Below are 25,076 nucleotides of genomic sequence, written 5' to 3'. Positions count from 1 at the left end.
GCCCCGTATCCTTTCCGCGTCGAAGCGTGATGCGGAGGATCCACCCTTGAGACGGATGGACGGGCAGCGCGTCCTGGTTGCCGCGGCCGCTTTCGCCGGCCTGGCGCTCACCGCCACCGTGGTTGTCGCGATCGCTCGTCAGCCGGACGACGAGGTCGCGCCGGTGCTGTCGACAGCGGCGCCGTGGCAGCCGTTCACCCCCAGCCCGGCGGTGACCGTGCTGCCACCCGACCCGCTGCCGACCTCGGTCGTAGCCGACAGCCCGGCCACGACATCGCCGGCCTCGTCCAGCCCGGCCCCGAAACCGGCCGCCCCGATCCTGTCGCTGACCGTCGCCGACGTGCCCGCGACGGTCGACCTGGCCGCCGAGGGCACCCGCGACTGGGTGCACTGGGGGCTCAACACCGCCGAGGCGCTGGACCGTAAGTCCGGTGGCACCGGCGAGATCCAGGACGACCGGGGAACCGCGACGCGCGGCCGCTACGACAACAACCCGCAGCTGTTCAGCTGGACCGGCGGCACCCCGACCGCCGCCGCCACCCGCACCCCGACCGGCGTCTACTCATGCGGCGCCGGCAGCCGCTTCACCCTGCGCATCCCGGCCGCCCCCAGCACCCGCACGCTGCACTTCTACGCCGGCGTCTGGATGGCCCAGGGCCAGATGACGGTGAGCCTGGCCGGCAAGCAAGCCACGGCAGGCTTGGAAAACCAGCAGGCGATCCGAACCGGCCGCTTCACGATCCGCTTCCGCGCCACCACCGGAAACGACCTGGTAGTCACCTGGACGGCCACCAGGGTCTTCCACCCCACCTGCGGAAACATCGACATGCAGGCCGCCACCCTCAGCTGAGGCCAGGCCTCAAATGCCGGAGACCTCGCCGGATGCGTCCTGACTGTGTGTCCAGGTTGGCGGCCAGGGCCCGCATCCGGGCCAGGGCGCCCGCCACAGCTCGTTGGAGAGGCCGCCCGCCACTCGCACCGGGGCCGCGGTCAGCGGGCCCAGTGTGAAGTGGCGGGCGACCTCGTCGATCATCAGTATTCGAAGGTCGTCGGCTCGGTGCCGGGCAGCGGCAGAGCCGTGGTCGGCGGCGTGGTCGGGACGGTCGGCGGCCAGCTGCTGGGTTCGCCGGTGGGCGGGTCGGGGAATGGCACGGTAGTCACCGGGACCGACGGCCAGCTGCTCGGATCGCTGGTGGGCGGGTCGGTGGGGGGAGTAGGAGTATTGGTGGTGGGCCGGGTTGTCGTCGGCGTTGTCGGCGGAGCCTTCACCGCCTGGATGTCGACGAGCACCCGGAAACCGCACCCGTTCTTCGCGCCGGCCGCCAGGGTCAGCGCCGACGGCACCACGACGGTCTCGGTGCGGCCGGGGCCGAGCACGACCCGGCGCTCGTCCAGCAGGGTGACCCCGAACGGGCTCAGCAGCGGCCCGGACACCGCCGTCAGGCAGCCGGTCGGTTTGGCGTCGCGCAGCGGCTGGATCAGCCGGACCCGGTCGGCGACCACGTTCGCGGCGCTGCGGTTGCGGACCGTCAGCACCAGATCGCTGGAAACGCCCGGCACGAGCAGCGGCTCCAGTTGTGCGTCGATTACCTCTATGTCGCCGGTCAGCGGCTGGCTGACCAGCTCACCCTGACCGTGAATTACCGTCACTGCCGCGTACGCGGCGGAACCGCCGGCCAGCAGTGCCACCGGCACCGCCAGCGCTATCCACAGTTTCTTCGAAATTCCCATGGCGCCCCCGATCGAGTGAAGATGAAAGTGTGGAATAGACGGGCGGGACAGTATTGGGGTTCCGTCCAACGTCGACATTGACCGAACAGTTGAGAGGTTTGCCGGGTGACCCCACGCGTTCGCATCGTGCATCTGACCGGTCCGGCCTTCCACGCGCTCGCCCGAGGCGACCTCGACGCCGCGAACGCGGCCATCCCCGTACCCGTATCGGCTTTTCTCGCCGGCCCGGAGAACCGCGGGGTGTGGGCGATGCGCGCCCGCCAGTGCGACGCCGACCCGGCGGTCGCCGGGTGGGTCACCGGGATCATCTGGGACGAGGAGCAGGCAGTATCGGTCGGGCGGGCCGGCTTCCACGCGCCCCCGGACGGGGCCGGCCTGGTCGAGATCGGGTACGCGGTGGAGCCCGCCCACCGCCGCCAGGGTTACGCCCGCGCGGCTCTCGAAGCGCTGTTGGAACGAGCCGCCGACGACCCGCGGGTCAAGACCGTGCGGGTCTCGATCGCGCCGGACAACGTGGCGTCCTACTCACTGGCCACCCACTACGGGTTCGTGAAGGTGGGGGAGCAGTGGGACGAACAGGACGGGCGGGAGATCGTCTACGAGGTGCCGGCCGATCAGTTCAGCCGGTCGAGGAAGGCCAGCGACCGCTGAACGACCAGGTCGGCCGACGGCGCGTCGTAAGAGGGCAGCGAGCTGTCGGTGAACAGGTGCCGGTCGCCCGGATAGACGAACAGCGACGCGCCCGGCACCGTGGAGGCCAGCTCCTGGGCGGCTTCGAGATCGCCCTCGAGGCCGAAGAACGGGTCTTGCTCCATCCCGTGCACCTGCACCGCGACCCCGGTGGGCCACGGGCCGAACGCCCACTCGCCGGTGATCGGGAAGCACGCCTCGTACAGCAGCGCGCCGCGCGCCCCGGGGTGGGTCTGGGCGAGTCGCTGGGCCGCCTTCACGCCGTACGAGATCCCGGCGAAGACCGACCCGGCGGTGGCCGCGGCGTCGGCGCGGGCGTCGAGTTCCGCCGCGCCGATCCGGCCGGTCAGGGCCGCTCCCTCCTCGATCGACGCGGGCAGCTCCCCGTCGAAGAGATCGGGGGTGTGCACCTCGTGGCCGCCGGCCCGCAGCCGGTCGGCCAGCTCGAGCACGCCGGGGGTCAGGCCCTGGATGTGGTGAAACAGCACTACCGAAGCCATCTAGACTCTCCCTGATGCCGTTCGAACAGGTCTCAGACTAAGTGCTCCACGCATTGTCCGGGTTCGCGCTCATCGGCGCGATCGTACTGGCCGGCTGGCTGGTCGGCCGGTTCGCGGGCCTGCCGGCGGGCACCGACGACGTGCTGGGCCGGCTGGTCTACCTGGTGCTGGCCCCGTGCCTGCTGTTCACCGTGGTGGCCGGCGCCGACCTGCACGTCCTGTTCAGCGAGCCGCTGCTGGTGTCGGCCGCGGCGGCGTTGCTGGTCTTCCTCGCGTACGCGCTGATCTTCCGCCGCCGCGACCGAGGCACGAAGATCATCGGCGCGCTGTGCGCGGGTTATGTCAACGCGAACTACATCGGCATCCCGGTCGCCACCTACGTGCTGCGCGACGCCGCCCTGGTCGTGCCGATCGTGATGGTGCAGCTGCTGATCATCACCCCGATCGCGCTGACCCTGCTGGCGGCCGGTTCGTTCCGCTCGACGGTCACGTCGTCGCTGCGTAACCCGCTGATCGTCGCGGTGGCGCTGGGCGCGGTGGTCGCCGCGACCGACGTCCGGCTGCCGGCCGTGCTCACCGACCCGCTGACCGTGATCGGTCAGGCCACCGTGCCGCTGGTGCTGATCGCGTTCGGCATGTCGCTGCACGGCCGCCGTATCCTCGCGCCCGGCCCCGACCGCGCCACCACCATCGTGGCGGTCACCATCAAAACCGCCGGCATGCCGGCACTGGCCTTCCTGCTGGCCTGCCTCCTGCGCCTACCCCATCAGGAGATGTACGCGGTGACCGTGCTCGCCGCGCTGCCCACCGCCCAGAACGTCTTCCTGTACGGCCAGCGCTTCCAGACCGGCCTGATCCTGGCCCGCGACGCCATCTTCCTGTCCACCATCGCGTGCGCCCCGGTCCTGCTGCTGATCGCGCTGCTGTTCACGCTCTAGGTGCGGCGCAGTACCGAGACGACCTTCCCGAGCACCACGGCCCGGTCCCCGTCGATGTCCTCGTACGCCTTGTTGCGGGGTTCGAGCACGACGTGCCCACCGCGCCGCCGGTAGACCTTCACGGTCGCCTCGTCGTCGATCATCGCGGCTACGATCTCGCCGTTGTAGGCCTCCGACTGCTGCTTGACCACCACGATGTCCCCGTCGCAGATGGCCGCGTCGATCATCGAGTCGCCCCGCACCCGCAGTCCGAACAGGTTGCCCCGCCCGACCAGATCCCGCGGCAGCGAGAGCACCTCGTCGGAGTTCTGCTCGGCGAGTATCGGTGTGCCGGCCGCGATGTCCCCGAGCACCGGCACCCCGATCGTGTTCACGTCGGCCCGCGACTCCTCCACGGGTTGCAGGAACATCCGCACGTCAACCGGCCGGGTGGCCCGCCCACGCCGCAGGAACCCGAGCTCCTCGAGCGCCCGCAGATGCCGCCCCACCGCCGAGGTGGACGCCAGCCCGACGTCGTCCGCGATCTCCCGAGTGGACGGCGAATATCCATACCGCAGCGCCCACTTCTGAATCACGGTGAGGATCTGCCGCTGTCGCTCGGTCAGCACCGACGTGTCGAAGTCCTCATCCAGTAGCACCCCAAGATCCTTCCAGCTCACACCGCCCATCCGGGGGAGGCTCGCCGGTTGGACAGCGCCGCCGACACTCCAGGTAACCGGAGTATCGACCGAGGGGAAGCCCATGACCCTGCCGTCCATCACGCACCGAAGAATGTCCTCCCATCTCCTCGGCGGCACGTTGCGGGCCGCGCTCTCCTTCGCGGCCGTCGGGCTGCTGGCCGTCGCGATTCTCGTCTCGCCCGCGGTTCTGCGCTTCATCGACAGCGACGGTCTTGACTGGAACCGGCTGGGTGACATCGGTCAGGCCTACGGACCGGTCTCGGCCCTGCTCTCCGCGCTGGCGTTGTGCGTCGCCATCTTCGTGCAGCGCCGCCAGCTGCATCAGGACCGCGTGCTCATGGTGCGGTCGATGCACACCAACGTCCTGCATACGGCAATGGAGGAGCCGGCCTACGGCCAGTGCTGGGGGGCGAGCGTCGCGACCGAGCAGATTGACGACCGGCTATTCATCTACACCAACATGATCATTAATTACTGGCTTTACGCCTGGGAATGCCGCGATATCAGCGACAACGCGCTCCGGGTCTATGTCCGGTCGATGGCCGCCAGCGAGATCTCGCGGGCCTACTGGGTTCTGCACGGCGACTGGCGGCTGCGGAGTGCCCGCGGCCGCCAGCGTCGCTTCCTGAGCATCCTGGACGAGGAGTTCCGGGCCGCGATGGCCGCCGGCCCGCCGGCTCGCCCGGCCGAGCCGTTCCGGGCACCCGAGTCGGTCGCGTGCTGTGGCCATCGCCGCCCGTCCCGTCATTCCGGCAGGTTCCCGGACCGCACCGCCCGCAGGAACTCGCGCCACTGATCGAGGCCGAAGCTGAGTTCGTCCACCGGATGGGTGGAGTTGCGCATCAGCACCCGGTCGCCGGCCTCGGCGACCTCGACGCAGTGCTCGTTCACCGGGCACCGGCTGCTCTTCCGCCAGCGCGGTGTGTCTTCGTTGGGGTCGGACATCGGCGTGCGCCTCTTTCTGGAAACAGAAAAAGGGGCGGTGCCGGGAACGTGGTGTTCCCTGCACCGCCCCCGGAAAGTTGGGGTAGCGGGTGCTCAGCCGGTCAGGACGACGGAGTCGGTTCCGGCTGCGCCGTACCGGCGCTGGTTGGTTCCGTGCTGATCGATGTGCTGGTGGATGTGCTGGTCTGCGGATCGGTGGTCGGGCCGGCGCTCGAGGCCGGCGTCTGTCTCGCCGCCTCGGTGCGATCAGGTGGTGCGGCCGTCGCCGGGATCGGTTCCGGCGCCGGGGGAGTCAACGCGGCCTGGGCCGGCTCCCTCGCCTCCAGTTGGGTGAGCGTGAGCATGGGCGACGGAGCCGGCGTCGTCGGGACGGCCTCGGACGCGGGCACGACCAGGACACGCCCCGACACGAACATTCCGCCGAGCACCGGGCATCGGCTCGGCATGTCGGAGAAGACCAACAGCCGCGACCAGTCGCCCGCCCGCACCTTGACCTGCTGCAGTTCGCCCGGCCTCAGATGGAACCGGATGTCGCTCGACGGCCCGTCCGGCGCCGTCCGCACGATCCGCCAGCTGCACGCCTGGTCGCCGACGGCGGACTGCAGCGCGACCAGGTAGTCCTCCGCGGGCGGCGCGGGCAGCTCCAGCTGCAGCTCGGGCTCGGCGTTCCCGGCCGGGGCCGGCGGATGCACGGTCCTGCTCACCACCGCCGGGAACCGAACCTCGGCCTGCGACAGCACCCTGGTCTGCCGGCCGTTGGTCTCCTGCGCCGCCCAGGTCACCCCGCCCTGGAAGGCGCCGGCCGAGATCGCCGTTGCGGCCGTCAGGCCCAGCAGGCCCAGCTTCGGCCAGCTCGGCAGCCACAGCAGGGGTGATCGCAGCCGGGCCCGCCAACGGTCGGCCCAGGCCAGCTTGGCCAGGGCCGGCTGCCCGAAGATGCGGCGCCCCTTCGAGGTCCGCCAGATCAGCAGATCGACCTCGGCCCCGGGATCCTCGCGGCTGGCGGCGAGACGCAGGCAATCGGGGCCCAGGCTCCGTTCACCCTCGGCCAGCAGATCGCGCGCGATCTGGTGGACCTGTGACGCCGCCGTCCTTCGCAGGGTATAGAAATCTTCGTGCGGCCGATCCGGGACGGCCGGCCGGAAATGCCTCTGGAAACGTAACAAGACTACTCCTTCGGGCCGTCTTCGCCGTTGATTCGCCGTTCGGCGCGGACCAGAACCCGATCGACCTTCCACATCTTCAATCCGGTTATCTTCATCGTCTCAAAGCGGTTGAATTCCCGGAGCGTCCGCAACAGATACACCCACTGATCCACCGGATCGAGTTTCAGCAAGGCGTCGTGGGTCACGGGCGGGAACCTCTTCCGGTGCCCCCGTTGCAGATCCTCGAGGTCCAGCTTGTTGTCGATCGGGTCCCGGTATGCGTCCAGCCACGCCTGCACAGCCTGCTTGCGGGCATTCTTGAAAACGCTGTTGAAATCCTTTTTCCGATCCACGATCCGATAGGAGACCTTGGCGTCCTCGATCGCCTTGTCGACCCGATATTCGATATTGGTGCAGCTGAACGGCGCGAGTTTGGCCATCACCCGGCGCGCCGATCGCCGGATGTTATCCGGGTCATTTTCTTCCTCGGGCTCTCTGGTTCGCTCGGTCAAGGTTCTAACTCGCACAACATGACGGCCCCCGAAACAAAAAAATGGCCGCCCGTATCGGGCAGCCATTAATCAGAAAGAGTCTAAATAGGCTTGGCGAGGACCCTGACAGGATCGTCGCCACGGGGATCGGGTGGATCCCCCACGAGCCGGCGCGAAGGATAGCTAACCAAGGCTCATGATTTCAGCGGAACGCTAACATACAGTCTGATAACCGGTCAAGTGTGACCGATCGGCCACCCTCGCAGTCTAGGACCGAATTCGGGTCCACCACGATGAAACGAGCGATCCACCTCTTCGTTACGCGGCGCCGTAGCGGTTCAGGGAGTCGCGGGCCTGGGCGGTCAGGTCGGCTATCACCGAGCCGGCGCTCTTCACCGCGTCGATCAGGCCTACGCCCTGGCCGGCCAGCAGGGGCATCTCGTCCAGGTCGCCGGTGGTTACGTCGCGCATCGGGACCAGATTCGAGAAGCGGGGTACGTCGATGGGCTGTCCGCCCAGGACGGTGTGGCCGATGATCGGGCGTTCGGCGGTGAACAGCGGCTTCTCGTCGATCACCCGGTTGCGGAGCACCCGCATCGGGTTGAAATCCGGGGTCTCCGGTCCGAACAGGGACGTCACCACCGTGTCGCCGGCGGCGGCCTCGACCAGGCGGGACTTGTAGCCCTCGTGGGCCAGGGACTCGTCGGTGGCCACCAGACGGGTGCCGATCCAGGCGCCGTCGGCGCCCAGCATCAGGGCGGCGGCCAGGCCCCGGCCGTCCGCGATGCCGCCCGCCGCCAGCACCAGGGCCGGCGCGACCGCGTCGACCACCAGCGGGATCAGCGCGAACGTGGGCAGCGTGGCGAAGTTGTGGCCGCCGGCCTCGGAGCCCTGCGCCACCACCACGTCTACGCCGTCGTCGGCCGCTCGTTTCGCGGCGTCCACGTCGCCGATCTGTTCGAAGACGCGGATGCCGGCCGCGTGCAGCTGGTCGATCCAGGCGCGCTTCGGGTGACCCCAGTGGAACGAGACGGCCGGCACCCCAGCCTCGCAGACCGCGTCGATCTGGGGCTGCTCGCTGAAGACGGTGATGAAGTTGACGTGGAAGGGCGCCGGGGTGCCGGCCCGGATCGCCGCGATGACCTGCAGCATCGCCGGTGGGGGCATCAGCCCGACGCCCAGTGAACCCATGCCGCCCGCGTTGCCGACGGCCACGGCCAGGTCGGGGGTCATTCCTACGAAGGCCATGCCGGCCTGGGCGATGGGTGTGCTCAGGCCGTACGCCTCGGTGAACCTTGTTCTGAGTTCCATCCTCCGACCATGTCGGAAAGCGCGCCGCGATCCTGTCGCGCGGCGGACAGTCCGGCCGCCCACCCGGCCGTAGCGGGCGGACGGCCTGGCGTGGCAGCCAGGGAAAACTGAGTGCCACGGGACTGTTCGGCGGGCGTACTTTTCTAAGAGGCGTTGTTGGCGTCGTCGGCCAGCCCGCGCAGGGTTTCCGGGGTGAACGGACTGCCGGGGAACATCGCCATCCGGTCGAGCGGGAAGCTCATCGCCATCTGCATCATCTCGGGGTCGGCGGTCATCGCGGCGGCCATGCCACCACTGCCCTCGGTGGCCATCTTGGCGAACACCTCGCCGAGCACCTCGGCACCGCGCGGGTCGGAGAGCCACTCGCCGATGGTCGAGTCGGTGGCGAGCGGGATGCGCGCGTCGGCGCCGTCGCCCTCCAGCGAGACGGTGACCCGGGTGTGCAGGTGGCGGGAGGAGGAGCCGACCGCGATGGCGTACTCGCCAGGTTCGATGATCCAGCGGTTGAGACGGATCTCCCAGTAGGCGAGATCGGGGCGGTCGATGTGCAGCTTGACCGGCACCGTCTGGCCGGCCGGGATCTCGACGTTGGCGAAGGCCTTCAGCTCGCGCGGGGCGCGGCGGACGCGGGAGCCGGGGAGGCTGAGGTACGCCTGGACGACCTCGCGGCCGTCGCGGTCGCCGGTGTTGGTGACGTCGAGAGTGATGTCGATGCCGTTGTCCGTGGCGATCGCGTGCGCCTGGCCGTAGGTGAACGTCGTGTAGGACAGGCCGAAGCCGAACGGGTACGCGACCTCCTGCTCGCGGGCGTCGAAGCCGCGGTAACCGACGTGGATGCCCTCGCCGTAGCGGACGTGCCCGGCCTCGCCGGGGAAGTCCAGGTAGGACGGGTGGTCGGCGAGCTTGAGCGGGATCGTCTCGGCCAGCCGGCCGGACGGGTTGACCGTGCCGAGCAGGACGTCGGCGATCGCGCTGCCGCCGGCCTGGCCGAGCAGCCAGCCCTCGAGCAGGCCCTTGACCTTGCTGTCCCACGGGGTGGTGCGGACGACGGCGCCGTTGGCCAGGACGACGACGGTCCGCGGGTTGGCGACCGCCACCTTCTCGATCAGGGCGATCTCGGCGGCCGGAAGATCCAGCGACTCGCGGTCGGATCCCTCGGTCTCGAAGTCGGTGGCGGCGAACACGATCGCCACGTCGGCTTCGCGGGCCAGCTTCTCGGCCTCTTTCGGGTCGGCGGTGAAGCGGATCTGGCCGGGGGCGGCTTCTTCCAGTGCCGCGAGGGCGTTGTCGAGGCGGGTCGGGGTGATCTGGGAGCTGCCGCCGCCCTGGTAGCGGGGGGTGCGGGCGGATTCGCCGATGACCGCGATGGTCTGGGTGGGGTTCAGCGGGAGGATGGCGCCGTCGTTCTTGAGCAGGACGATGCCGCGGCCGGCGATCTCGCGGGCGAGCGCGTGGTGGGCGTCAGTGTCGTAAGTCGCGGGACTTGTCGCTTCTGCACGGGAAACCAGCGTTTGGACCCGCGCGGCCGACGTCGCCAACGTGTCGGCCGGCAGCCGGCCGTCGCTGACCGCTTCGATCAGGGCCTGGTCGCCGCCGTCGTCCGGGCCGGGCATGGTCAGGTCCAGGCCGGCACGGATCGCCTCGACCCGGTCGACCACCGCGCCCCAGTCCGACATCACCAGGCCCTCGAAGCCCCACTCGTCCCGCAGCACCTCGGTGAGCAGGAAGTGGTTCTGGCTCGCGTACACCCCATTGATCTTGTTGTAGGCACACATGACGGTCCACGGCTGCGCCTCGGTCACCACCCGCTGGAAGGCCCGCAGGTAGAGCTCGCGCAGCGTGCGCTCGTCGATGTCGGCGCTGACCCGCATCCGGTCGGTCTCCTGGCTGTTGACCGCGAAGTGCTTGAGCGACGCGCCCACGCCCCGGCTCTGCAGGCCGCGCACCCAGGCGGTGGCGAGCACCCCGGCCACCAGCGGGTCCTCGCTGAAGTACTCGAAGTTGCGGCCGCCGAGCGGGGTGCGCTTGAGGTTGATGCCCGGCCCGAGCAGCACGTGCACGCCCATCGACCGGCACTCGTCGGCGAGCGCCTCGCCCATCCGCTGCAGCAGCTCGGGGTCCCAGGTCGAGCCGGACGCCACGGCCGGCGGGAAGCAGGTGGCGGGCTGGCCGGCCAGGATGTCGTCGGCGCCGGCCACCTGCAGGCGTACGCCGTGCGGGCCGTCGGTCAGCGTGATCGCCGGGACGCCGCCGGCGGCCGTGGTGGACCAGAAGGCGGAGCCACTCGTGATGGCGGCCTGGTCTTTGAGTTCCATGGGTGGCTCCTCAGGAGGACTACTGAGTACCTACTAGGTATTAACTACTTAGCAACATATGCTCGACACAGTGATCCTCACAAGAGGTCACCGGCTGTGAAGGAGCTTTGCGCGTGACACTGCGCCGCGAACGTCCCCGGCTGCCCGCCGCCGAGCGCCGCCGGCAGATCATCGACGTCACCACCCGGCTGATCGCCGAGCGCGGTTTCTGGGGCCTGTCGATGCAGGACGTGGCGGACGGCTGCGGGCTCACCGTGCCCGGCCTGCTGCACCACGTCGGTTCCAAGGACGGCCTGCTGCTGGCGGTTCTCGATCACCGCGACGAGGCCGACGTGCGCTCGCTGGACGAGGCGATCGGCGACGCCTCCTCGGCCCGGGAGATCTGCGCGGCGCTGGTGCGCCGCAATGCAAACCAGCCCGAGATCGTACGACTTTTCGCCGTGCTCCAGGCCGAGTCGCTGACCCCCGGACACCCCGCGCACGACTACTTCGCGGCCCGCCAGCAGAAGACCCTGGAGGGGTTCGCCCGGCTGCTCAAGGACCTCACCCCGGATCCGGACGGGGTGGCCGTGCGGATCGCCGCGATGATGGACGGGCTCCAGGTGCACTGGCTGCGCAACCCGGCCGAGATCGACCTGGTCGCGCAGTGGGAGGCGGCCGCCGAAATGATCTTCCGGGACCTCGACCCGCCAACCGGCGGGTAGATTCCGCCGGATGGCGCTCGAAGGGCAGGCCCCGGCGCCGCATCCTGGGTGACAGCGGTCACATCCCCGTCCACCAGGAGGCCCGCCGTGACGACAACCCTGCCCCCGCCCTTCGACCCGGAACTCGCCGCCGCCCTCGGCGTGATCCAGGAGATGCTGCCGCCGTTCACCCTCGACAGCCTGGCCGAGGCCCGTGGCGGCGGTGCGGTGGCCGGGCCCACCGACGTGCAGCTGCGCCGCGACGGCGCGTTCACCGTCGCCGAGCGCGTCGTGCCCGGCCTCGGCGGCGACCCCGACATCACGCTGCTGATCTGCACGCCGACCGCGGCCGCCGGCACGCTCGGGTGCATCTACCACACGCATGGCGGCGGCATGGTGCTCGGCGACCGGCGTATCGGGGTCGAGGCCCTGCTGCCGTGGGCCGAACAGTTCGGCCTGGTCATCGTGTCGGTCGAGTACCGGCTCGCACCCGAGACGCCGCATCCCGGCCCGATCGACGACTGCTGGGCGGGCCTGCTCTGGACCGCCGCGCACGCCGACGAGCTCGGCTTCGACCCGGACCGGCTGATCGTCGCCGGGGGCAGCGCCGGCGGCGGGCTCGCGGCCGCCCTGGCCCTGCGCGCCCGGGACGAGGGCGGCCCGGCCCTGCTCGGGCAGATGCTGATGTGCCCGATGCTGGACGACCGCAATGACACCCCGTCGGCGGTACAGATGGACGGGCTCGGGGTGTGGGACCGGCAGGCCAATCTCATGGGCTGGTCGGCGCTGCTCGGCGACCGCCGCGGCGGCCCGGAGGTCTCGCCCTACGCCGCCCCGGCCCGGGCTGACGACCTGTCCGGCCTGCCGCCCGCGTTCATCGACGTCGGCTCGGCCGAGACGTTCCGCGACGAGGACGTCGCCTACGCCACCCGGATCTGGCAGGCCGGCGGCCGGGCCGAGCTGCACGTATGGCCCGGCGGCTTCCACGGCTTCGACATGATGGCGCCGGCCGCCGCGCTCAGCCGGGACGCCCAGGATGCCCGGGTGCGCTGGCTGAACCGCCTGTTCAACGGCTAGGTTCGAGACGTGCGGGACCTCGCGGTGCGGTTGGCGGCGCTCGACGCGGACGCCGGTGCCGCACTGCGGGTGATCGCCTACTTCGACAGCCTGACCGAGACCCGGGCCGGCCTGCAGGCGATCGTCCGCGGCGCCGCTGTCCTGGCCGGTTGTCCGGCCCGCCTCGACGACCACGCCCGCCGGGTGCACGTGCGGGTCGACGCTTCCGGTGCCGCCGCCCCGCTTTCCTCATCCGGCGACCCCGGCTGGATGTGCTTGGCGGTGGTTCCGGACGGCTCGGCGCTGCTGGCTCTCGAGCGCGCCGGTGAACCCGGGCCGGTCGAGGCGATGATTTTGGAGCGGGCCGCTGGGGCGGCCCGCGCGGTCCTGGACCGCACTCGCGGCCGGGCGCCGGCCGCCGACCCCGCGCTGGTCGAGCTGGTCGTCGATGCCTCGGCTCCTTCGGATGTACGCGACCAGGCCGTCCACCAGCTCAATCTCGCCGTCCCCGGAGTTCGCGCGGTAGCACTGCCGGGTGGACCGGCCCTTCTCCCGCCCGGGGTGGTTCCGTCGTTCGCCCGGGCCGGCATCGGGCCCGCGATCGACCTGCCGGCCTCCTATGCGGCGGCCCGGGTGGCGTTGCGCTTCGCCGCCGACGGCACGCCCGAGGATCCCGGGCCGACGGTCGTGCGGTACGACGATCTCGGGGCGCTCGCGCTGCTCGCCGACCTGCCGGCCGACGCCGACGTGCCCGACCTGCACCGCCTGGAACACGCGACCACGGCCGCGCCGTGGGCGTTGGCCACCCTGCACGCCTACGCCGACGCGGCCAGCCTGCGGGCCGCCGCCACCGCGTTACGCCTGCACCACTCCACCCTGCAGGACCGGATCGCTCAGGCCGCGCACCTCCTGGGCTGGTCGATCACCACGCCGGCCGGGCGGTTGCGGCTGCAGGTCGCACTCACCCTGCGCAGGCTCCGCCGCCACCCCCGTTAGTGCCTCCTCATGTTGACACCCTTGACATCAAAGCGTGTTTGACTGCATCTAGGCATATGCCCGCAACGTGGCGGGGCGCTTCCGTCTCCGGACGGCCCGCCAGCGGCTACCGCGGACCGGCACGAGATGGGGAGCAACGATGCGTATCAGCGACATTCTCCGCGTCAAGGGCGACCAGGTCGTCACGGTACGACCCGGCGCAGACGTAACCGAGCTTCTGACCCTCCTGGCCGAACACAAGATCGGCGCGGTGATCGTCTCCTCCGACGGCACCCGCGTCGAGGGCATCGTCAGCGAACGCGATGTGGTGCGCGCCCTGGCCGCTCGCGGCGCCGCCATCCTGACCCAGCCGGTGAGCAACATCCACACCACCCAGGTGCGGTCGGTGGCCCCCGAGGCCGCCGTCGAAGAGGTCGAGCGCCTGATGACCGACAACCGCTTCCGGCACGTCCCCGTGGTGGAAAACGGCGCCCTGCGCGGCGTGGTGAGCATCGGCGACGTGGTGAAGAACCGCATCGACGAACTGGAAGCCGAACGCACCAGCCTGACCGGTTACATCACCGGCGAACGCGTCTGACCGTCCGTCCGGCCCGGCGGCTGTCCGCAGCCGCCGGGCCGGCGTGGCGTGGATCCCATCGCTTTGCGGGCCGGCGGCCTGCTAGCGTGTTCGGCAGGTCATGAGTGTCAGCGCGTAGCCCCGGCTTGCTGACCGGCAACCCTTGCGTTCGCGATGGGGTGCCCCGGGTGAGGACCGGGCTGACGTCGATCGACGTCGGCAAGCGCGGACCCTCCCTGGGTCCCCGACCCTCGCGGAGCTTTGCCATGTCCCTTGCTGTCCAGTCCGCCGACCTCGACGTGATCGGCGCCGGTTTCGTACACCTCGACTACGCGGCCACCGCCCCCTGCGTGCGCGCCGCCGCCGACGCGGTCAACGCCCTGCTGCCGAGCTACGGCAGCGTCCACCGCGGCACCGGCCCGCGCTCCCAGACGTCCACCCTGGAGTACGAGCGAGCCCGCGACGTGATCGCCGACTTCCTCGGCTGTCGCCCCGGCGACCAGGTCGTCTTCACCCGCAACACGACGGACGCCCTCAACCTGCTGGCCCGCGCCCTGCCGCCCGGCACGACGACGGTCGTCTTCGACGGCGAGCACCACGCCAACCTGCTGCCCTGGCCGAACCAGCTGCGCCTGCCCGCCCCCGCCACCCCCGAGGAAGCGGTAGCAGCCGTCGACCGAGCCCTCAGCGACCTACGCGGTGGCCCGGTGCTGCTGGCCGTGACCGGCGCCAGCAACGTGACCGGCGAGGTCTGGCCGGTGCGCGCCCTGGCCGAGGTGGCACACGCGCACGGCGCCCGCATCGTGGTCGACGCCGCGCAGCTCGCCCCGCACCTGGCGATCGACCTGCGCGAGATCGACGCCGACTACGTGGCGCTGTCCGGGCACAAGCTCTATGCCCCGTTCGGCGCCGGCGTGCTGGCCGGTCGCGCCGACTGGCTGGACGCGGCGCCGCCTTACCTGGCCGGCGGCGGAGCAAGCGCGGCAGTCGGCAACGAGGTCGGCGACGTGCGCTGGCAGACCGGCCCGGCAAGGCACGAGGGCGGCACGCCCAACCTGCTGGGCGCGGTGTCCCTCGCGGCGGTATGCGCAGCGCTGGCGGCGACCGACCGGACCGCGCTGCACGACCGTGAGCAGCAGTTGCTCGCACAGCTGCGCGACGGCCTGCGGTACGTGCCGGGTGCGTCCGAGGTGAGCATCTTCGGACCATGGCGGCCGCGCGTGGGAATCGTCTCGATCGCCCTGCCCGGCCGCGACCCGTCCGGCGTGGCGACCCGCCTGGCCGACGACTTCGGCATCGGCGTCCGCGCGGGCCTGTTCTGCGCGCACCCCCTGGTCCGCCGCCTGACCGGCGCCACCGGCAACAACGGCTGCGAGGGCGGCCTGCTACGCGCCAGCTTCGGCCTGGGCACCACCCCCGCCGACATCGACAGCCTCCTGGCCGCCCTGCACGCAGTGCTCAGGTAAACACCCCGTCAGGCCTGGGCGGCGGAGCGGTCCAGGATGTCGTCGGCGGGGGTGCGGCCGCGCAGCACGTAACGCTCGGTGAACTCGGCGATGGCGTCGCGCAGTGACCGCGGGGCGCCCTGGCGGGCCAGTGCCGCGTAAGCGGCGATGAAGCAATCCCGCGCCGCGGCCGCCAGCACCGGGTCGGTGAGGGCCTCCCGAGCGGCCCGTTCCCACAATCCGGACTCGCGGGCCAGGTGGGCGGTCGCGGCCGTCGCGTCCAGTGCGGCCTGCGGGTCGTCGAGCAGGGCGGCGGCGATGGCGACGGGCACCCGCCAGCCGTCGCCGGGCTGGTGGTCGGCCACGTCGATCTCCAGGTGGCCGCGGGCGCCCACCGGCGGGCGCAGCGATTCCAGGTGCCGGTCCAGCTCCGCCGCCGTCGGCGCCGCACCCTCCCGGAAGCGGGCGCGCACGCTGCGGCCGTGCGAATCGGGGGCCTCCATCGCGTAGGCCACCCAGGCCTCCCGGGGCGCCCCGAGAGGCAGGACCGGGAGGTGCCGCCGGGCCGCCTGCCGCGCGCTGCGCCACCCGCCGCCGGGCGTGTTGGCGAACGCCGCGGCCAGCACCGGAGCCAGCGTGTGCGCGAGCTGCCACCGACGGACAAGGCCGAGCGGACCACCACCCTCCAGGCCGGCCTCAAGCGCGATCCGAATCCCGGCACCGCCGGCAACCGGCCCGCCGGGAGCGGCGACCAGAGGGCGAGCCAACGCGAGGTCTTCGGCCATCCGGTCCAGGCAGTTGGTCAGGCCGGGGGAGGGCGGCCCGCTCACCACCGCAACACGCGCCGAGCGGGCAGCGAGGTAACCGTGGCGCAGCCGGGTGCGGGAATCCGGCGGGGAAGCCGCCGGGACGTCCACCGCGGCTCCGACGAAGCCGGGCGGCGCGGGCGCGAACGCCCGTTCGGCGATGAGCAGCTCGGCGGCCTGCTCGGTCAACTGTGTCACGTGGCGCCCCGCTCGGGTCGGCTCGTCCGGGAGACGCCAAGATAGCATTCCTATCTGCGAGATAGGAATAGGCCGTTCGGGCCATCGGCGGCGAGTTAATTGTCCCTTCGGGGATGATTAAGCGGGTTGACGCCCGCGAAAGCTACTGTCACTCTCAGGAACCACCACTGAAGGAACCACAACTGAAGATCGCGCCGCACGAACCGCGGCGGGAGAGTCCCCGGCTCCGGCCGGGGCGCCGAAGGAGCAAATCCTCCCCGGGAATCTCTCAGGCACCCGTTACCGTCGCATGGCAGGCGTCTCTGGAAAGTCGGGACGACGTGGTCCCGCACCCACGGTGCAAACCGTCCGAAACCGGGCGGCGAAGCTCTCAGGTACCCATGACAGAGCGGGGAGGCCACCCTATGCAGGGGAGCCTTGTCGTGCCGGTCAGCGCCTTCGACCTCTACTCCATCGGGATCGGCCCGTCGTCCTCACACACCGTGGGACCGATGCGCGCCGCCCGCCTCTTCGCCGCCGAGTTCCCGCACGCCGTCGCGATCAAGGTCGAGTTGTTCGGCTCGCTGGGCGCCACCGGCCGCGGTCACCACTCCGACTCCGCCGTGCTGCTGGGCCTGGAGGACGAGGACCCGGCCACCGTCGACACCACCACCATCGCCGACCGGGTCGCCGCGATCCAGGAGAGCGGCACGGTCCTGCTGGCCGGCAAGCGCCAGGTCCCGTTCGAAATGGTCCTGCATCGCCGCCGAAGCCTCCCGTACCACCCCAATGGCATGATCTTCACCGCCTGGGACGAAAAATCCGAAATATCAGCTAGGACGTACTATTCGGTAGGTGGTGGGTTTCTCCGGACGGAGGAAGAACTTCGGGAAAATACGGCGATCGAAGACGTCCCGAGAGTGGGCGACGGCCAGGCGGTGGCGAACGCCGGCGTCCCGGCGCCGGGCCGGGAAACGGGCACGGTCAGGGCGCCGGCCCACCCCTTCGCGACCGGCGACGACCTGCTCGCGGCCTGCGCGCAGCACGGAATGGCGATCTCCGAGATCATGCGGGCCAACGAGCGAGCCGAGCGCACCGAGGACGAGATCCGGGACGGCCTGCTGGACATCTGGGCGGTCATGCGCGGCTGCGTCGAGCGCGGCCTGCACGCCCCGGAGGGCGTACTCCCCGGGGGTTTGAAGGTCCGCCGCCGGGCCCCGGCCCTGTTCCGCGACCTGACCGCGATGCCCGACCGGGACGACCCGCTGCACGTCATCGACTGGGTCAACCTGTACGCCCTGGCCGTCAACGAGGAGAACGCGGCCGGCGGCCGGGTGGTCACCGCCCCGACCAACGGCGCGGCCGGCATCATCCCGGCGGTGCTGCACTACTACCGGCAGTTCGTGCCGGGCGCGACCGACGACGGCGTGGTGCGTTTCCTGCTGACCGCGGCCGCCGTCGGCATCCTGATCAAGGGCGCCGCCTCGATCTCCGGTGCCGAGGTCGGTTGTCAGGGCGAGGTGGGTTCGGCGGCCGCGATGGCCGCCGCCGGCCTGTGCGAAATTCTTGGCGGTACGCCGGAACAGGTCGAGAACGCCGCCGAGATCGCCCTCGAGCACAGCCTCGGCCTGACCTGCGACCCCGTCGGTGGCCTGGTGCAGGTGCCGTGCATCGAACGCAACGCGATCGCGAGCGTGAAGGCGATCAACGCGGCCCGGCTGGCGCTGCGCGGCGACGGCGTCCACCGGGTCAGCCTGGACATGGCGATCGCGACGATGCGGGAGACCGGCCGGGACATGTCGACCAAGTACAAGGAGACCTCGCTGGGCGGCCTCGCCGTGACCGTGGTCGAGTGCTGAGCCGCTAGCAACTGTCAGGTTGGCCCGGCCGCTGCCGATGGGAGCCAGGAACCCCCAGGAGCAGCGGAGTGATGGTAGTGACTGAGATCCAGGCAGCGGACCTCACCGGCCTGGTCGTCGGCGACGAGTTGGGCCGGGGCGCGTTCACCACGGTGCACCGCGCCCGTCGTGACCACGCCACGTACGCTCTCAAGCGGCCCAACCCGGACAGCGCCGCCGACCCCGGCCTGCTCTTCGCGTTCCACCGCGAGGCCGCCCTGCTGGCCTGCGTCGACGACCCGAGCGTGCCGCACATCCTGGCCGCCGGCCGGCACCTGGGCGCGCCCGCCATGGTCCTGGAGTACATCCCGGGCGGCTCCCTGGCCGATCAGCTCTCGCTCGGCCCGCTCAAAGCCGAGCGGGTGGTCGAGCTGGCCGCCCAGCTGGCCCGCGGTCTGGCCGCGGTGCACCGGGTCGGCCTGGTGCACCGGGACGTCAAGCCCGGCAACATCATGATGTCCCCGGACGGCAACGCCAAGCTGATCGATTTCGGGCTGGCCATGGTCGGCGCCGACCCGGAGGCCGCGGCCGACCGGGCGGTCGGCACCTTCCTGTACACCTCGCCGGAGCAGTCCGGCATGCTCAAGCGCCCGGTCGACGGCCGGTCCGACCTTTATTCACTGGGCGTGGTCCTGTTCGAGTGCCTCACCGGCCGGGTGCCGTTCGAGGCCGAGGACGTGGGTCAGCTGTTGCGGCTGCACCTGACCGCACCGGTGCCCGAGGTCACCGAGGCCGACCCGGCGCTCGCCGCCGTGGTGACCCGGCTGCTGGCCAAGGACCCGGACGACCGCTACCCGGACGCCGCCGCGCTGCTGGCCGCCCTGCGCGCCTGCCCGGGCGGCGAGGTCGCGGCCCAGCCGGCCGTCACCCGCTGGCCGATGTGCGGCCGGCTGACCGAGCGGGAGGGCCTGGTCGACCGCTGGCGCCGGGCCCGCACCGGCCGCGGTGGCGTCGCCGTCATCCGCGGTCCGGGTGGTTCCGGCCGGACCCGGCTGGCCGAGGAGGCCGCCGCACTCGCCGTCGACGCACCCGTCCTGCGGGCCACCTGCCAGGAGGACGAGGCGCTGCCGCTGGCCCCGCTGCGCACCGCGGTCGAGGACTACCTGCAGGCCGTCGCCTTGCTCCCGCCCGGCCTCCGGGCCGAGGCCGAGAAGCGGATCCGGGACGCCGCCACGGTGGCCGGGCCGGTCCTGGTCGCCCGGCTCACCGGCCGGCTCGGCGAACTGCTCGGCGAGGCCGCCCGCACCACCGTCGAGGCCCGCGACGACCACCTGTTCGGCGCGGTCGCCACCTTCCTGGCCGAGCTGGCCCGCAACAACCACGGCCTGCTGCTGGTCTGCGACGACGCGCACTGGCTCGACCCGGGCAGCCGGGCCGTCCTGGCCCGGCTGCTGCCCGAGCTGCCCCGGCTGCCGCTGCTGCTGGTGCTGACCGAGCGGGACGGCGCCGGCATCCCGACCGAGGCGGGCGCCGACCTCGAGCTCGACTGCGCGCCGCTGGAGCCGGCCGAGGTCGAGGCGCTCGTCGCGTCCCGGCTGCCCGGCGCGGTCGTCCCGGCCGAGCTGACCGCGCACGTGGCCGGCCGCACCGACGGGTCGCCGCTGGCCGTGGTCACCTACCTGCTGCGGCTGCTCGACGCCGGCCTGCTCACCCCGCTCTGGGGCACCTGGCACTTCGACGTGACCGGCGCCGACGCGCTGCCCGCCGCCGAGGACGTCCGCGCCCTGCTCGCCTCCCGGCTGGCCACGCTCACCGACGGCGACCGGGACTTCCTGGTCACCGCGGCCGTGGCCGGACCCCGGTTCCGCACCGAGACGCTTGTCGCGGCGGGTGGCGGCACCGACGCGGTGGTGTCCGCGGTGGCCGCCGCGGTGGAACGCCGGGTGGTCGAGGCCCGGCCCGGCGGCTGGTTCGTCTTCATGCACCCGATGCTGCGCGAGGCGCTGCTCGACGGGGTCGGCGAGGATCGGCTGTGCCGGCTGCACGCGGCCATCGCGGATGCCCTCGAAGGCCTGCCCGAGCACCTGCGCGACGCCGACCACGTCTACGCGGTCGCCCGCCACCACCGGCGGGCCGGCGACGCCATCGACCCCGAGCGGCGCCGGCGCAGCGCGCTCGCGGCCGGGCTGCGGGCCCTCGACGACATGGCCCCGGCCGAGGCGATCGGCTACCTCGAGGACGCGTTCACGCTGGACCCGTCGCCGGGTTCGGCGGTGCTGCACCCGCTCGCCCTCGCCTACCTGCGGGCGGCCCGGTTCGCCGAGGCCGGCACCACCCTGGACACCGCGATGGCCGGCGAACCCGACCGGCGGGTCCGGGCCCGGCTGCGCACCACCACGATCGAGCTGCACCACACCGTCTGGGACGACCAGAAAGCCCTGGAGGCGGCCGGCGGTGCGCTCGCCGAGCTGCGCCGCCCGCTGCCGCGCAACGGGTTCGGGCTGGTCGCGTCCACCCTGGGCATCGGTATTGCCGGCGGGCTCGTCCGCCGTACCGGATGGGGATTTGGCAAAGCGAAGGGCCGGCGCCGCGACGATCTTGCCGCCCTGGCCGCGGTTTTGGATGCCGGCGGCTATGCCGCCGCGGTCGGCCTGCGGCTGCGCGAGGCTGGCGTCCTCGGAATGCGTGCGATGTACGCCGTCAACCGCCTCGGCCCCAGCCCGGAGTACGTCCGGGTCTACTGCCTGGTCGGCTACGTCGCCTCGGTGCTCAAGCTGCGCGGCACCGCCGACCGGCTGTTCGCCCGGGCCGCCGCGGTGGCCGAGCAGATCGGCGACCCGGCCCTGGCCGCGTACGTCGAGTGGATGCACGGGTGCGCCTGGCTGTTCGGCGGCCACGACGACGGCAGCTCCTTCGAGGAGACCATCACCCGCAACGCCCGCTGGTACGGCCCGGCCCAGCTGATTCCCGGTTTCGCGACCATCGGCATCCGGATGCTGCTGCGCGGTTACATCGACCAGAGCCAGGCCGAGTACGAACGTGGCCTGCGCTGGCTCTCCGACCCGACCCTGGTGCGCGGCACCTCGTTCGCGATGCTGTCGGTGATGATCCCGGCCATGCAGGGCCGGCACGGCGACGCCGTCACCGCCCTGGCCGACCTGCGCGCGCACCTACCGTGGAAGACCACGCCCAAGGTGCAGCTGGCCCACATGCTTGTCGCCAACGCCTGCGCGCTGGTCGAACAGGGCGAGTTCGGCGAGCCGTTCGAGGCGCTGATCGCCGAGTGGCACGACCTCGGCCTGCGGGTGCGCGACATGATGACCCAGCACAAGCTGTTCTACGCGTGGCAGTCGCACGGCCGGATGGCCCAGCTACGGATGGCCACCGACGAGCAGCGCCCGGCCCGGCTCGCGGCCGCCCGGGCCGCCGTCGCCGACCTGCACCGGGTCCGCAAGGCGTCGCCGATCCTGGCCGCCGCCTACCTGATCGGCGAGGCCGCTCTCGCCCAGATGGGCGGCGAGCCCGGCAAGGCCGTCGAGTGGAGCGACAAGGCCGAGCACGTGGCCCGCGCGGCCGACGCGCCGCTCATCCACTTCGAGGTGGCCCGGTTCCGGGCCCGCGCGTTCCGGCAGCTGGGCCAGGTCAACGAGTCGGACCGGCAGGCCCGGCTGGCCCTGGCGCTGGCCACCCACCACGGCTGGGAGTCGCGCCGCCGCCAGGCCCGCGCCGAGTTCGGCGCCGAGGAGGGCGCCGCCACCAACCGGCACACCGTGGTCGACCGGCGCGGCGCCGGCCGGGACCGCCGCCTCGACGCGCTGCAGCAGATCAGCACGGCCGCGGCGACCGTCCTCGACCCGCAGGAGTTGGCCCGGGTCACCCTGGACGAGATGCTGCGCATCCTCGGCGCCGAACGCGCACTGTTCTTCCTGCTCGACGAGGCCGGGCAGCCGGTGCAGTTCGCCGGCCGCACGGCCGGCGGCACCGACCTGGCCGAGACCACCGACTACGGCTCCTCGCTGGTGCGGCGGGTAGCCGCCGACGGCGAGGCCGTGGTGGTCACCGGCACCGAGCACGGCGCCGCCCTAGGATCGCGCAGCGCGGTCCAGCACGGCCTGCGCAGCATCATGGTCGTGCCGGTCCGGTTCAAGGGCAACCTGCTCGGCGTCGTCTACCTGGACAGCCGCCTGGCCCGGGGCATCTTCACCGACGACGACGTCGAGGTGCTCAACAGCGTGACCAGCCACGTGGCGGTGTCCCTGGAGACCGCCCGGGCCGCCCAGCTGCACCTGGCCGTGCGCTCGGCCCAGCAGCAGCAGGCGTTCGCCGAGATGCTGCGGGCCAGCCTGGCCGAGCTCAGCGGCATCCACATCCCGGTCCAGCTGCTGCGCACCCTGTTCGGCATGCTCGCCGACCACCTGGACGCGGCCGGCGGCCTGCTGCTCAGCGCGGACGGCACCACGGTGGTGGAGGCCACCGGCAAGGCCGATCCCGCGGTGCTGGGCGGCCCGCTGCCGGCGCCGGTAGTGGTGGGGGAGGAGCCGGCGCTGATCGTCAACGAGGAACTGGCCGCGCTGCTGGGCGGTGCGTCGGCGCTGCTGGCCGTGCCGTTGCAACATCGCGACGGCCGGGCCGGGATAGCGATCCTGGGAGCCGACGGCTTCGGCGACGGTGCCATCCAGGTAGCGTCCGCGCTGGCCACCCAGGGCATGAGCGCCTACCTCAACGCGTGCCTGTTCAGCCGGGTGCAGGAGCTGGCCACCATGGACGAGCTGACCGGCCAGCACAACCGCCGGCACTTCTACGCCATCGCCGGCGCCCTGGTGGAGGCCTCGGCCCGAGGCGACCGGGTCCTGGCCGCCGCCATGCTGGACATAGACAAGTTCAAGAACATCAACGACACGTACGGCCATGGTGTCGGCGACGAGGTGATCCGCGCCGTGGCCACCCGGGTCCGAGCCAGCATCCGGCATTCCGACGTGCTGGGCCGTTATGGCGGCGAGGAATTCGCCGTGGTCCTGCCCGACCACGAGGGCCAGGCATCAGACCTGGCCGAGCGGATGCGCCAGGCGGTGGGCGACGAGCCGATCCCGACCCAGGCCGGCGCGCTGACGGTAACCATCAGCGTGGGCCTGGCCCACCTGGACCCGGCGGATGCGTCCCTGGACCAGTTGCTGGCCCGGGCCGACCACGCGCTCTACCGCGCCAAGGAGGGCGGCCGGAACCGGGTTGTGGTTTCCTGACCGGATGACGACATATCCCACCATCCGGCAGGTCGTCCTGGACAGCACGGACGCCCGCAGCCTGGCCGAGTTCTACCGAAAGATGTTCGGCCTCACTTACCGCCCAGGCGACGAGCCGCCGGCCCCCGGCGACCCGGACGAGAACGGCCAGGACTGGCTGGTGCTACGCAGTCCGGGCGGCGGCCCTCAGCTGGCCTTCCAGCAGACCGACCCGTTCCCCCGGACGACGTGGCCCGAGGCCGAAGTCCCGCAGCAGTACCACTTGGACACCGCAGTCGACTCGGTAACGGAGCTGGACCACCAGCACGACCGGGCGCTGGAGCTGGGCGCAACCTTGCGCTACGACCGAAGCGAAGACAAAGAAGAACCCCTACGCGTGTACGCCGACCCCGACGGCCACCTGTTCTGCATCTTCGTCGGCTGACCCCCAGCGCGCCGGCCTCTCGACCGGCCCGTTTCGTCGTGGGCCGGCGGTGGCCGGGCGGTGTGGAAGCGTCGTCCGCGAGGTGGGATCGTGCGATTGGGTGTGCCTGGCCGGGCGGCGTTGTAGCGCAAGAAGGGTCAAACGTTGGGGTCGGCTGGTTGATAGCGTCCGGGCGTGTCGTTGCGTAACCGGGAGCTGCTTCAACTCCTTGCCGTCGTCAACTCTCGGCTGGGGGAGGACGTCTCGCTGCCGGCCCTCGCGCGGTGGGCGCATCGGTCGCGTTTTGATCTGCACCGGCGGCTTCGGCAGCTGACCGGGCAGACGCCGAAGGCGTACACGACTCGGGTTCGGCTGGCTCGGGCCGCGGGGGACCTGCTGGCCGGTGACCGTCGGGTGTCGGTGATCGCGTTTGACCACGGGTTTGGCAGTCACGAGGTCTTTACCCGGACCTTTACCCGCCACCTCGGTCGCAGTCCGCAGAGCTACCGCGCCCGCGGGCTGCACGTGGCCGGGCGGCACATCGCCGCCGTGCACGCCTCGGCGGTGCGTTCGGCGGCACCCTGCATCAGCCTCTACCGGATCAGCATCATCGAGAGGAAACCCGCTGTGCCGCTGGACATCTCGGTACGTGACCTGCCCACCATCCATGCCCTCGTGATGCGCCGCCGGGTTACCCGGGACGAGATCGCTGCCGCGCTCGGTGAGTGTCTGCCGGCGGTGTTCGACTACGCCCAGCGGAACGGGCTGGCCATCGCCGGGCCGCCGTTCGCCCGCTACCCCGAGGTGGGGATGGGCTCACTCGTCATCGAGGGTGGCATCACCATCGCCGAGCCTCCGTCGACGCCGCTGGACGACGGGATCGAGGCGCTCGTCATCCCGGCCGGTCGGGCGGCGGTGACCATCCATCGCGGACCCTACGACGGCCTGCCCGAGTCCTATCAGCAGGTCGAGAAGTGGATGCGTGACCAGGGACTGTCCGCGGCGGGAGCGCCCTGGGAGACCTACCTGACCGATCCTGGCGACCACCCGGACCCGGCGACGTGGGAGACGGAGATCGTTCAGCCGGTGCGGTGACCGGGCGCGCGCCGATCTCTCGCAGCGCGCCCGAT

23 protein-coding genes and 2 riboswitches are annotated in these 25,076 nt (G+C 71.6%); of the genes, 13 read left to right on the top strand and 10 right to left on the bottom strand.

Annotated elements, in window-relative coordinates:
* Window positions 1-55 precede the first annotated feature (55 nt).
* A complete protein-coding gene (locus Ate02nite_RS13755) occupies window positions 56-850 on the top strand; it encodes a hypothetical protein (protein WP_203805265.1) in 795 nt (264 codons plus the stop codon).
* Window positions 851-859: 9 nt separating this feature from the next.
* Here Ate02nite_RS13755 and Ate02nite_RS13750 read toward each other — a convergent pair whose 3' ends face one another.
* Together Ate02nite_RS13750 and Ate02nite_RS13745 are read right to left on the bottom strand one after the other, a co-directional pair.
* Window positions 860-1,033, bottom strand: a complete 174-nt coding sequence (locus Ate02nite_RS13750) for a hypothetical protein (protein WP_203805263.1) — start codon at window positions 1,031-1,033, stop codon at window positions 860-862.
* Window positions 1,033-1,731, bottom strand: a complete 699-nt coding sequence (locus Ate02nite_RS13745) for a hypothetical protein (RefSeq protein ID WP_203805261.1) — start codon at window positions 1,729-1,731, stop codon at window positions 1,033-1,035. Before Ate02nite_RS13745 ends, Ate02nite_RS13750 begins: the two co-directional genes overlap by 1 nt.
* A 105-nt stretch (window positions 1,732-1,836) precedes the next feature.
* Between Ate02nite_RS13745 and Ate02nite_RS13740 the strand changes: the two genes are divergently transcribed.
* The gene (locus Ate02nite_RS13740; RefSeq protein ID WP_203805259.1) at window positions 1,837-2,382 is read left to right on the top strand and encodes a GNAT family N-acetyltransferase; all 546 of its coding nucleotides are present in this window, start codon (window positions 1,837-1,839) and stop codon (window positions 2,380-2,382) included.
* On the opposite strand, the gene Ate02nite_RS13735 is transcribed toward Ate02nite_RS13740, so the two are convergent.
* A complete protein-coding gene (locus Ate02nite_RS13735) occupies window positions 2,346-2,921 on the bottom strand; it encodes a dienelactone hydrolase family protein (protein ID WP_203805257.1) in 576 nt (191 codons plus the stop codon). The genes Ate02nite_RS13740 and Ate02nite_RS13735 overlap by 37 nt on opposite strands.
* Before the next feature lie 41 nt (window positions 2,922-2,962).
* On the opposite strand from Ate02nite_RS13735, the gene Ate02nite_RS13730 reads away from it, so the two are divergent.
* Entirely contained in the window at window positions 2,963-3,859 is an 897-nt protein-coding gene (locus Ate02nite_RS13730; RefSeq protein WP_203805255.1) for an AEC family transporter, read from the top strand.
* On the opposite strand, the gene lexA is transcribed toward Ate02nite_RS13730, so the two are convergent.
* Window positions 3,856-4,497 (bottom strand): transcriptional repressor LexA, encoded by a 642-nt coding sequence (gene lexA / locus Ate02nite_RS13725; RefSeq protein ID WP_239147383.1) that lies wholly within the window; start codon window positions 4,495-4,497, stop codon window positions 3,856-3,858. The two genes, Ate02nite_RS13730 and lexA, sit on opposite strands and share 4 nt — an antisense overlap.
* A gap of 133 nt (window positions 4,498-4,630) precedes the next feature.
* On the opposite strand from lexA, the gene Ate02nite_RS13720 reads away from it, so the two are divergent.
* Entirely contained in the window at window positions 4,631-5,335 is a 705-nt protein-coding gene (locus tag Ate02nite_RS13720; protein ID WP_203805251.1) for a DUF6082 family protein, read from the top strand.
* Here the strand turns inward: Ate02nite_RS13720 and Ate02nite_RS13715 are convergent.
* From Ate02nite_RS13715 to Ate02nite_RS13695, 5 genes are all read right to left on the bottom strand, one after another.
* Complete coding sequence (locus Ate02nite_RS13715) at window positions 5,284-5,484, bottom strand: DUF397 domain-containing protein (protein WP_203805249.1); 201 nt, start codon at window positions 5,482-5,484, stop codon at window positions 5,284-5,286. The genes Ate02nite_RS13720 and Ate02nite_RS13715 overlap by 52 nt on opposite strands.
* A 101-nt stretch (window positions 5,485-5,585) precedes the next feature.
* Window positions 5,586-6,650: a hypothetical protein gene (locus tag Ate02nite_RS13710; RefSeq protein ID WP_203805247.1), complete on the bottom strand. Its 1,065-nt coding sequence runs from the start codon at window positions 6,648-6,650 to the stop codon at window positions 5,586-5,588.
* A 2-nt stretch (window positions 6,651-6,652) separates the two neighbouring features.
* Window positions 6,653-7,141: a hypothetical protein gene (locus Ate02nite_RS13705; protein ID WP_203805245.1), complete on the bottom strand. Its 489-nt coding sequence runs from the start codon at window positions 7,139-7,141 to the stop codon at window positions 6,653-6,655.
* 297 nt (window positions 7,142-7,438) lie between these two features.
* Entirely contained in the window at window positions 7,439-8,431 is a 993-nt protein-coding gene (locus tag Ate02nite_RS13700) for an NAD(P)H-dependent flavin oxidoreductase (protein ID WP_203805243.1), read from the bottom strand.
* Window positions 8,432-8,574: 143 nt separating this feature from the next.
* Complete coding sequence (locus tag Ate02nite_RS13695; RefSeq protein WP_203805241.1) at window positions 8,575-10,746, bottom strand: glycoside hydrolase family 3 C-terminal domain-containing protein; 2,172 nt, start codon at window positions 10,744-10,746, stop codon at window positions 8,575-8,577.
* Window positions 10,747-10,859: 113 nt separating this feature from the next.
* Here Ate02nite_RS13695 and Ate02nite_RS13690 point away from each other — a divergent pair, with 113 nt between their 5' ends.
* The 5 genes from Ate02nite_RS13690 (at window position 10,860) to Ate02nite_RS13670 (ending at window position 15,503) form a co-directional block, all read left to right on the top strand.
* Window positions 10,860-11,450, top strand: a complete 591-nt coding sequence (locus tag Ate02nite_RS13690; RefSeq protein ID WP_239147382.1) for a TetR/AcrR family transcriptional regulator — start codon at window positions 10,860-10,862, stop codon at window positions 11,448-11,450.
* 87 nt (window positions 11,451-11,537) lie between these two features.
* A complete protein-coding gene (locus Ate02nite_RS13685) occupies window positions 11,538-12,506 on the top strand; it encodes an alpha/beta hydrolase (protein ID WP_203805237.1) in 969 nt (322 codons plus the stop codon).
* Window positions 12,507-12,515: 9 nt separating this feature from the next.
* Window positions 12,516-13,481, top strand: a complete 966-nt coding sequence (locus tag Ate02nite_RS13680) for a helix-turn-helix domain-containing protein (RefSeq protein WP_239147381.1) — start codon at window positions 12,516-12,518, stop codon at window positions 13,479-13,481.
* Between the two features lie 139 nt (window positions 13,482-13,620).
* Window positions 13,621-14,058 carry a CBS domain-containing protein gene (locus tag Ate02nite_RS13675; RefSeq protein WP_203805235.1) on the top strand — a complete coding sequence of 146 codons (438 nt, stop codon included), beginning with the start codon at window positions 13,621-13,623 and terminating at the stop codon, window positions 14,056-14,058.
* Window positions 14,059-14,154: 96 nt separating this feature from the next.
* Window positions 14,155-14,269, top strand: a riboswitch (SAM riboswitch).
* A 34-nt stretch (window positions 14,270-14,303) separates the two neighbouring features.
* On the top strand, window positions 14,304-15,503 hold the full coding sequence (locus Ate02nite_RS13670; RefSeq protein WP_203805233.1) for an aminotransferase class V-fold PLP-dependent enzyme: 1,200 nt from the start codon (window positions 14,304-14,306) through the stop codon (window positions 15,501-15,503).
* 8 nt (window positions 15,504-15,511) lie between these two features.
* Here the strand turns inward: Ate02nite_RS13670 and Ate02nite_RS13665 are convergent, their stop codons facing one another.
* Window positions 15,512-16,486, bottom strand: a complete 975-nt coding sequence (locus Ate02nite_RS13665; protein ID WP_239147380.1) for a glutamate-cysteine ligase family protein — start codon at window positions 16,484-16,486, stop codon at window positions 15,512-15,514.
* A 199-nt stretch (window positions 16,487-16,685) separates the two neighbouring features.
* Window positions 16,686-16,781: riboswitch (glycine riboswitch) on the top strand.
* Between the two features lie 109 nt (window positions 16,782-16,890).
* On the opposite strand from Ate02nite_RS13665, the gene Ate02nite_RS13660 reads away from it, so the two are divergent.
* The 4 genes from Ate02nite_RS13660 (at window position 16,891) to Ate02nite_RS13645 (ending at window position 25,041) form a co-directional block, all read left to right on the top strand.
* Window positions 16,891-18,324, top strand: coding sequence for an L-serine ammonia-lyase (locus Ate02nite_RS13660; RefSeq protein ID WP_203805230.1), 1,434 nt, complete (start codon window positions 16,891-16,893; stop codon window positions 18,322-18,324).
* A gap of 77 nt (window positions 18,325-18,401) precedes the next feature.
* Window positions 18,402-23,543: a diguanylate cyclase gene (locus tag Ate02nite_RS13655; protein WP_239147379.1), complete on the top strand. Its 5,142-nt coding sequence runs from the start codon at window positions 18,402-18,404 to the stop codon at window positions 23,541-23,543.
* Between the two features lie 4 nt (window positions 23,544-23,547).
* Window positions 23,548-23,967, top strand: a complete 420-nt coding sequence (locus Ate02nite_RS13650; RefSeq protein WP_203805228.1) for a VOC family protein — start codon at window positions 23,548-23,550, stop codon at window positions 23,965-23,967.
* 174 nt (window positions 23,968-24,141) lie between these two features.
* The gene (locus Ate02nite_RS13645; RefSeq protein WP_203805226.1) at window positions 24,142-25,041 is read left to right on the top strand and encodes a helix-turn-helix domain-containing protein; all 900 of its coding nucleotides are present in this window, start codon (window positions 24,142-24,144) and stop codon (window positions 25,039-25,041) included.
* Window positions 25,042-25,076 lie beyond the last annotated feature (35 nt).

This window comes from Paractinoplanes tereljensis (assembly GCF_016862435.1).
Lineage (GTDB): Bacteria > Actinomycetota > Actinomycetes > Mycobacteriales > Micromonosporaceae > Actinoplanes > Actinoplanes tereljensis.
Note: the sequence above shows the minus strand (reverse complement) of the source record. Positions and strands in the feature narration are given on the sequence as shown.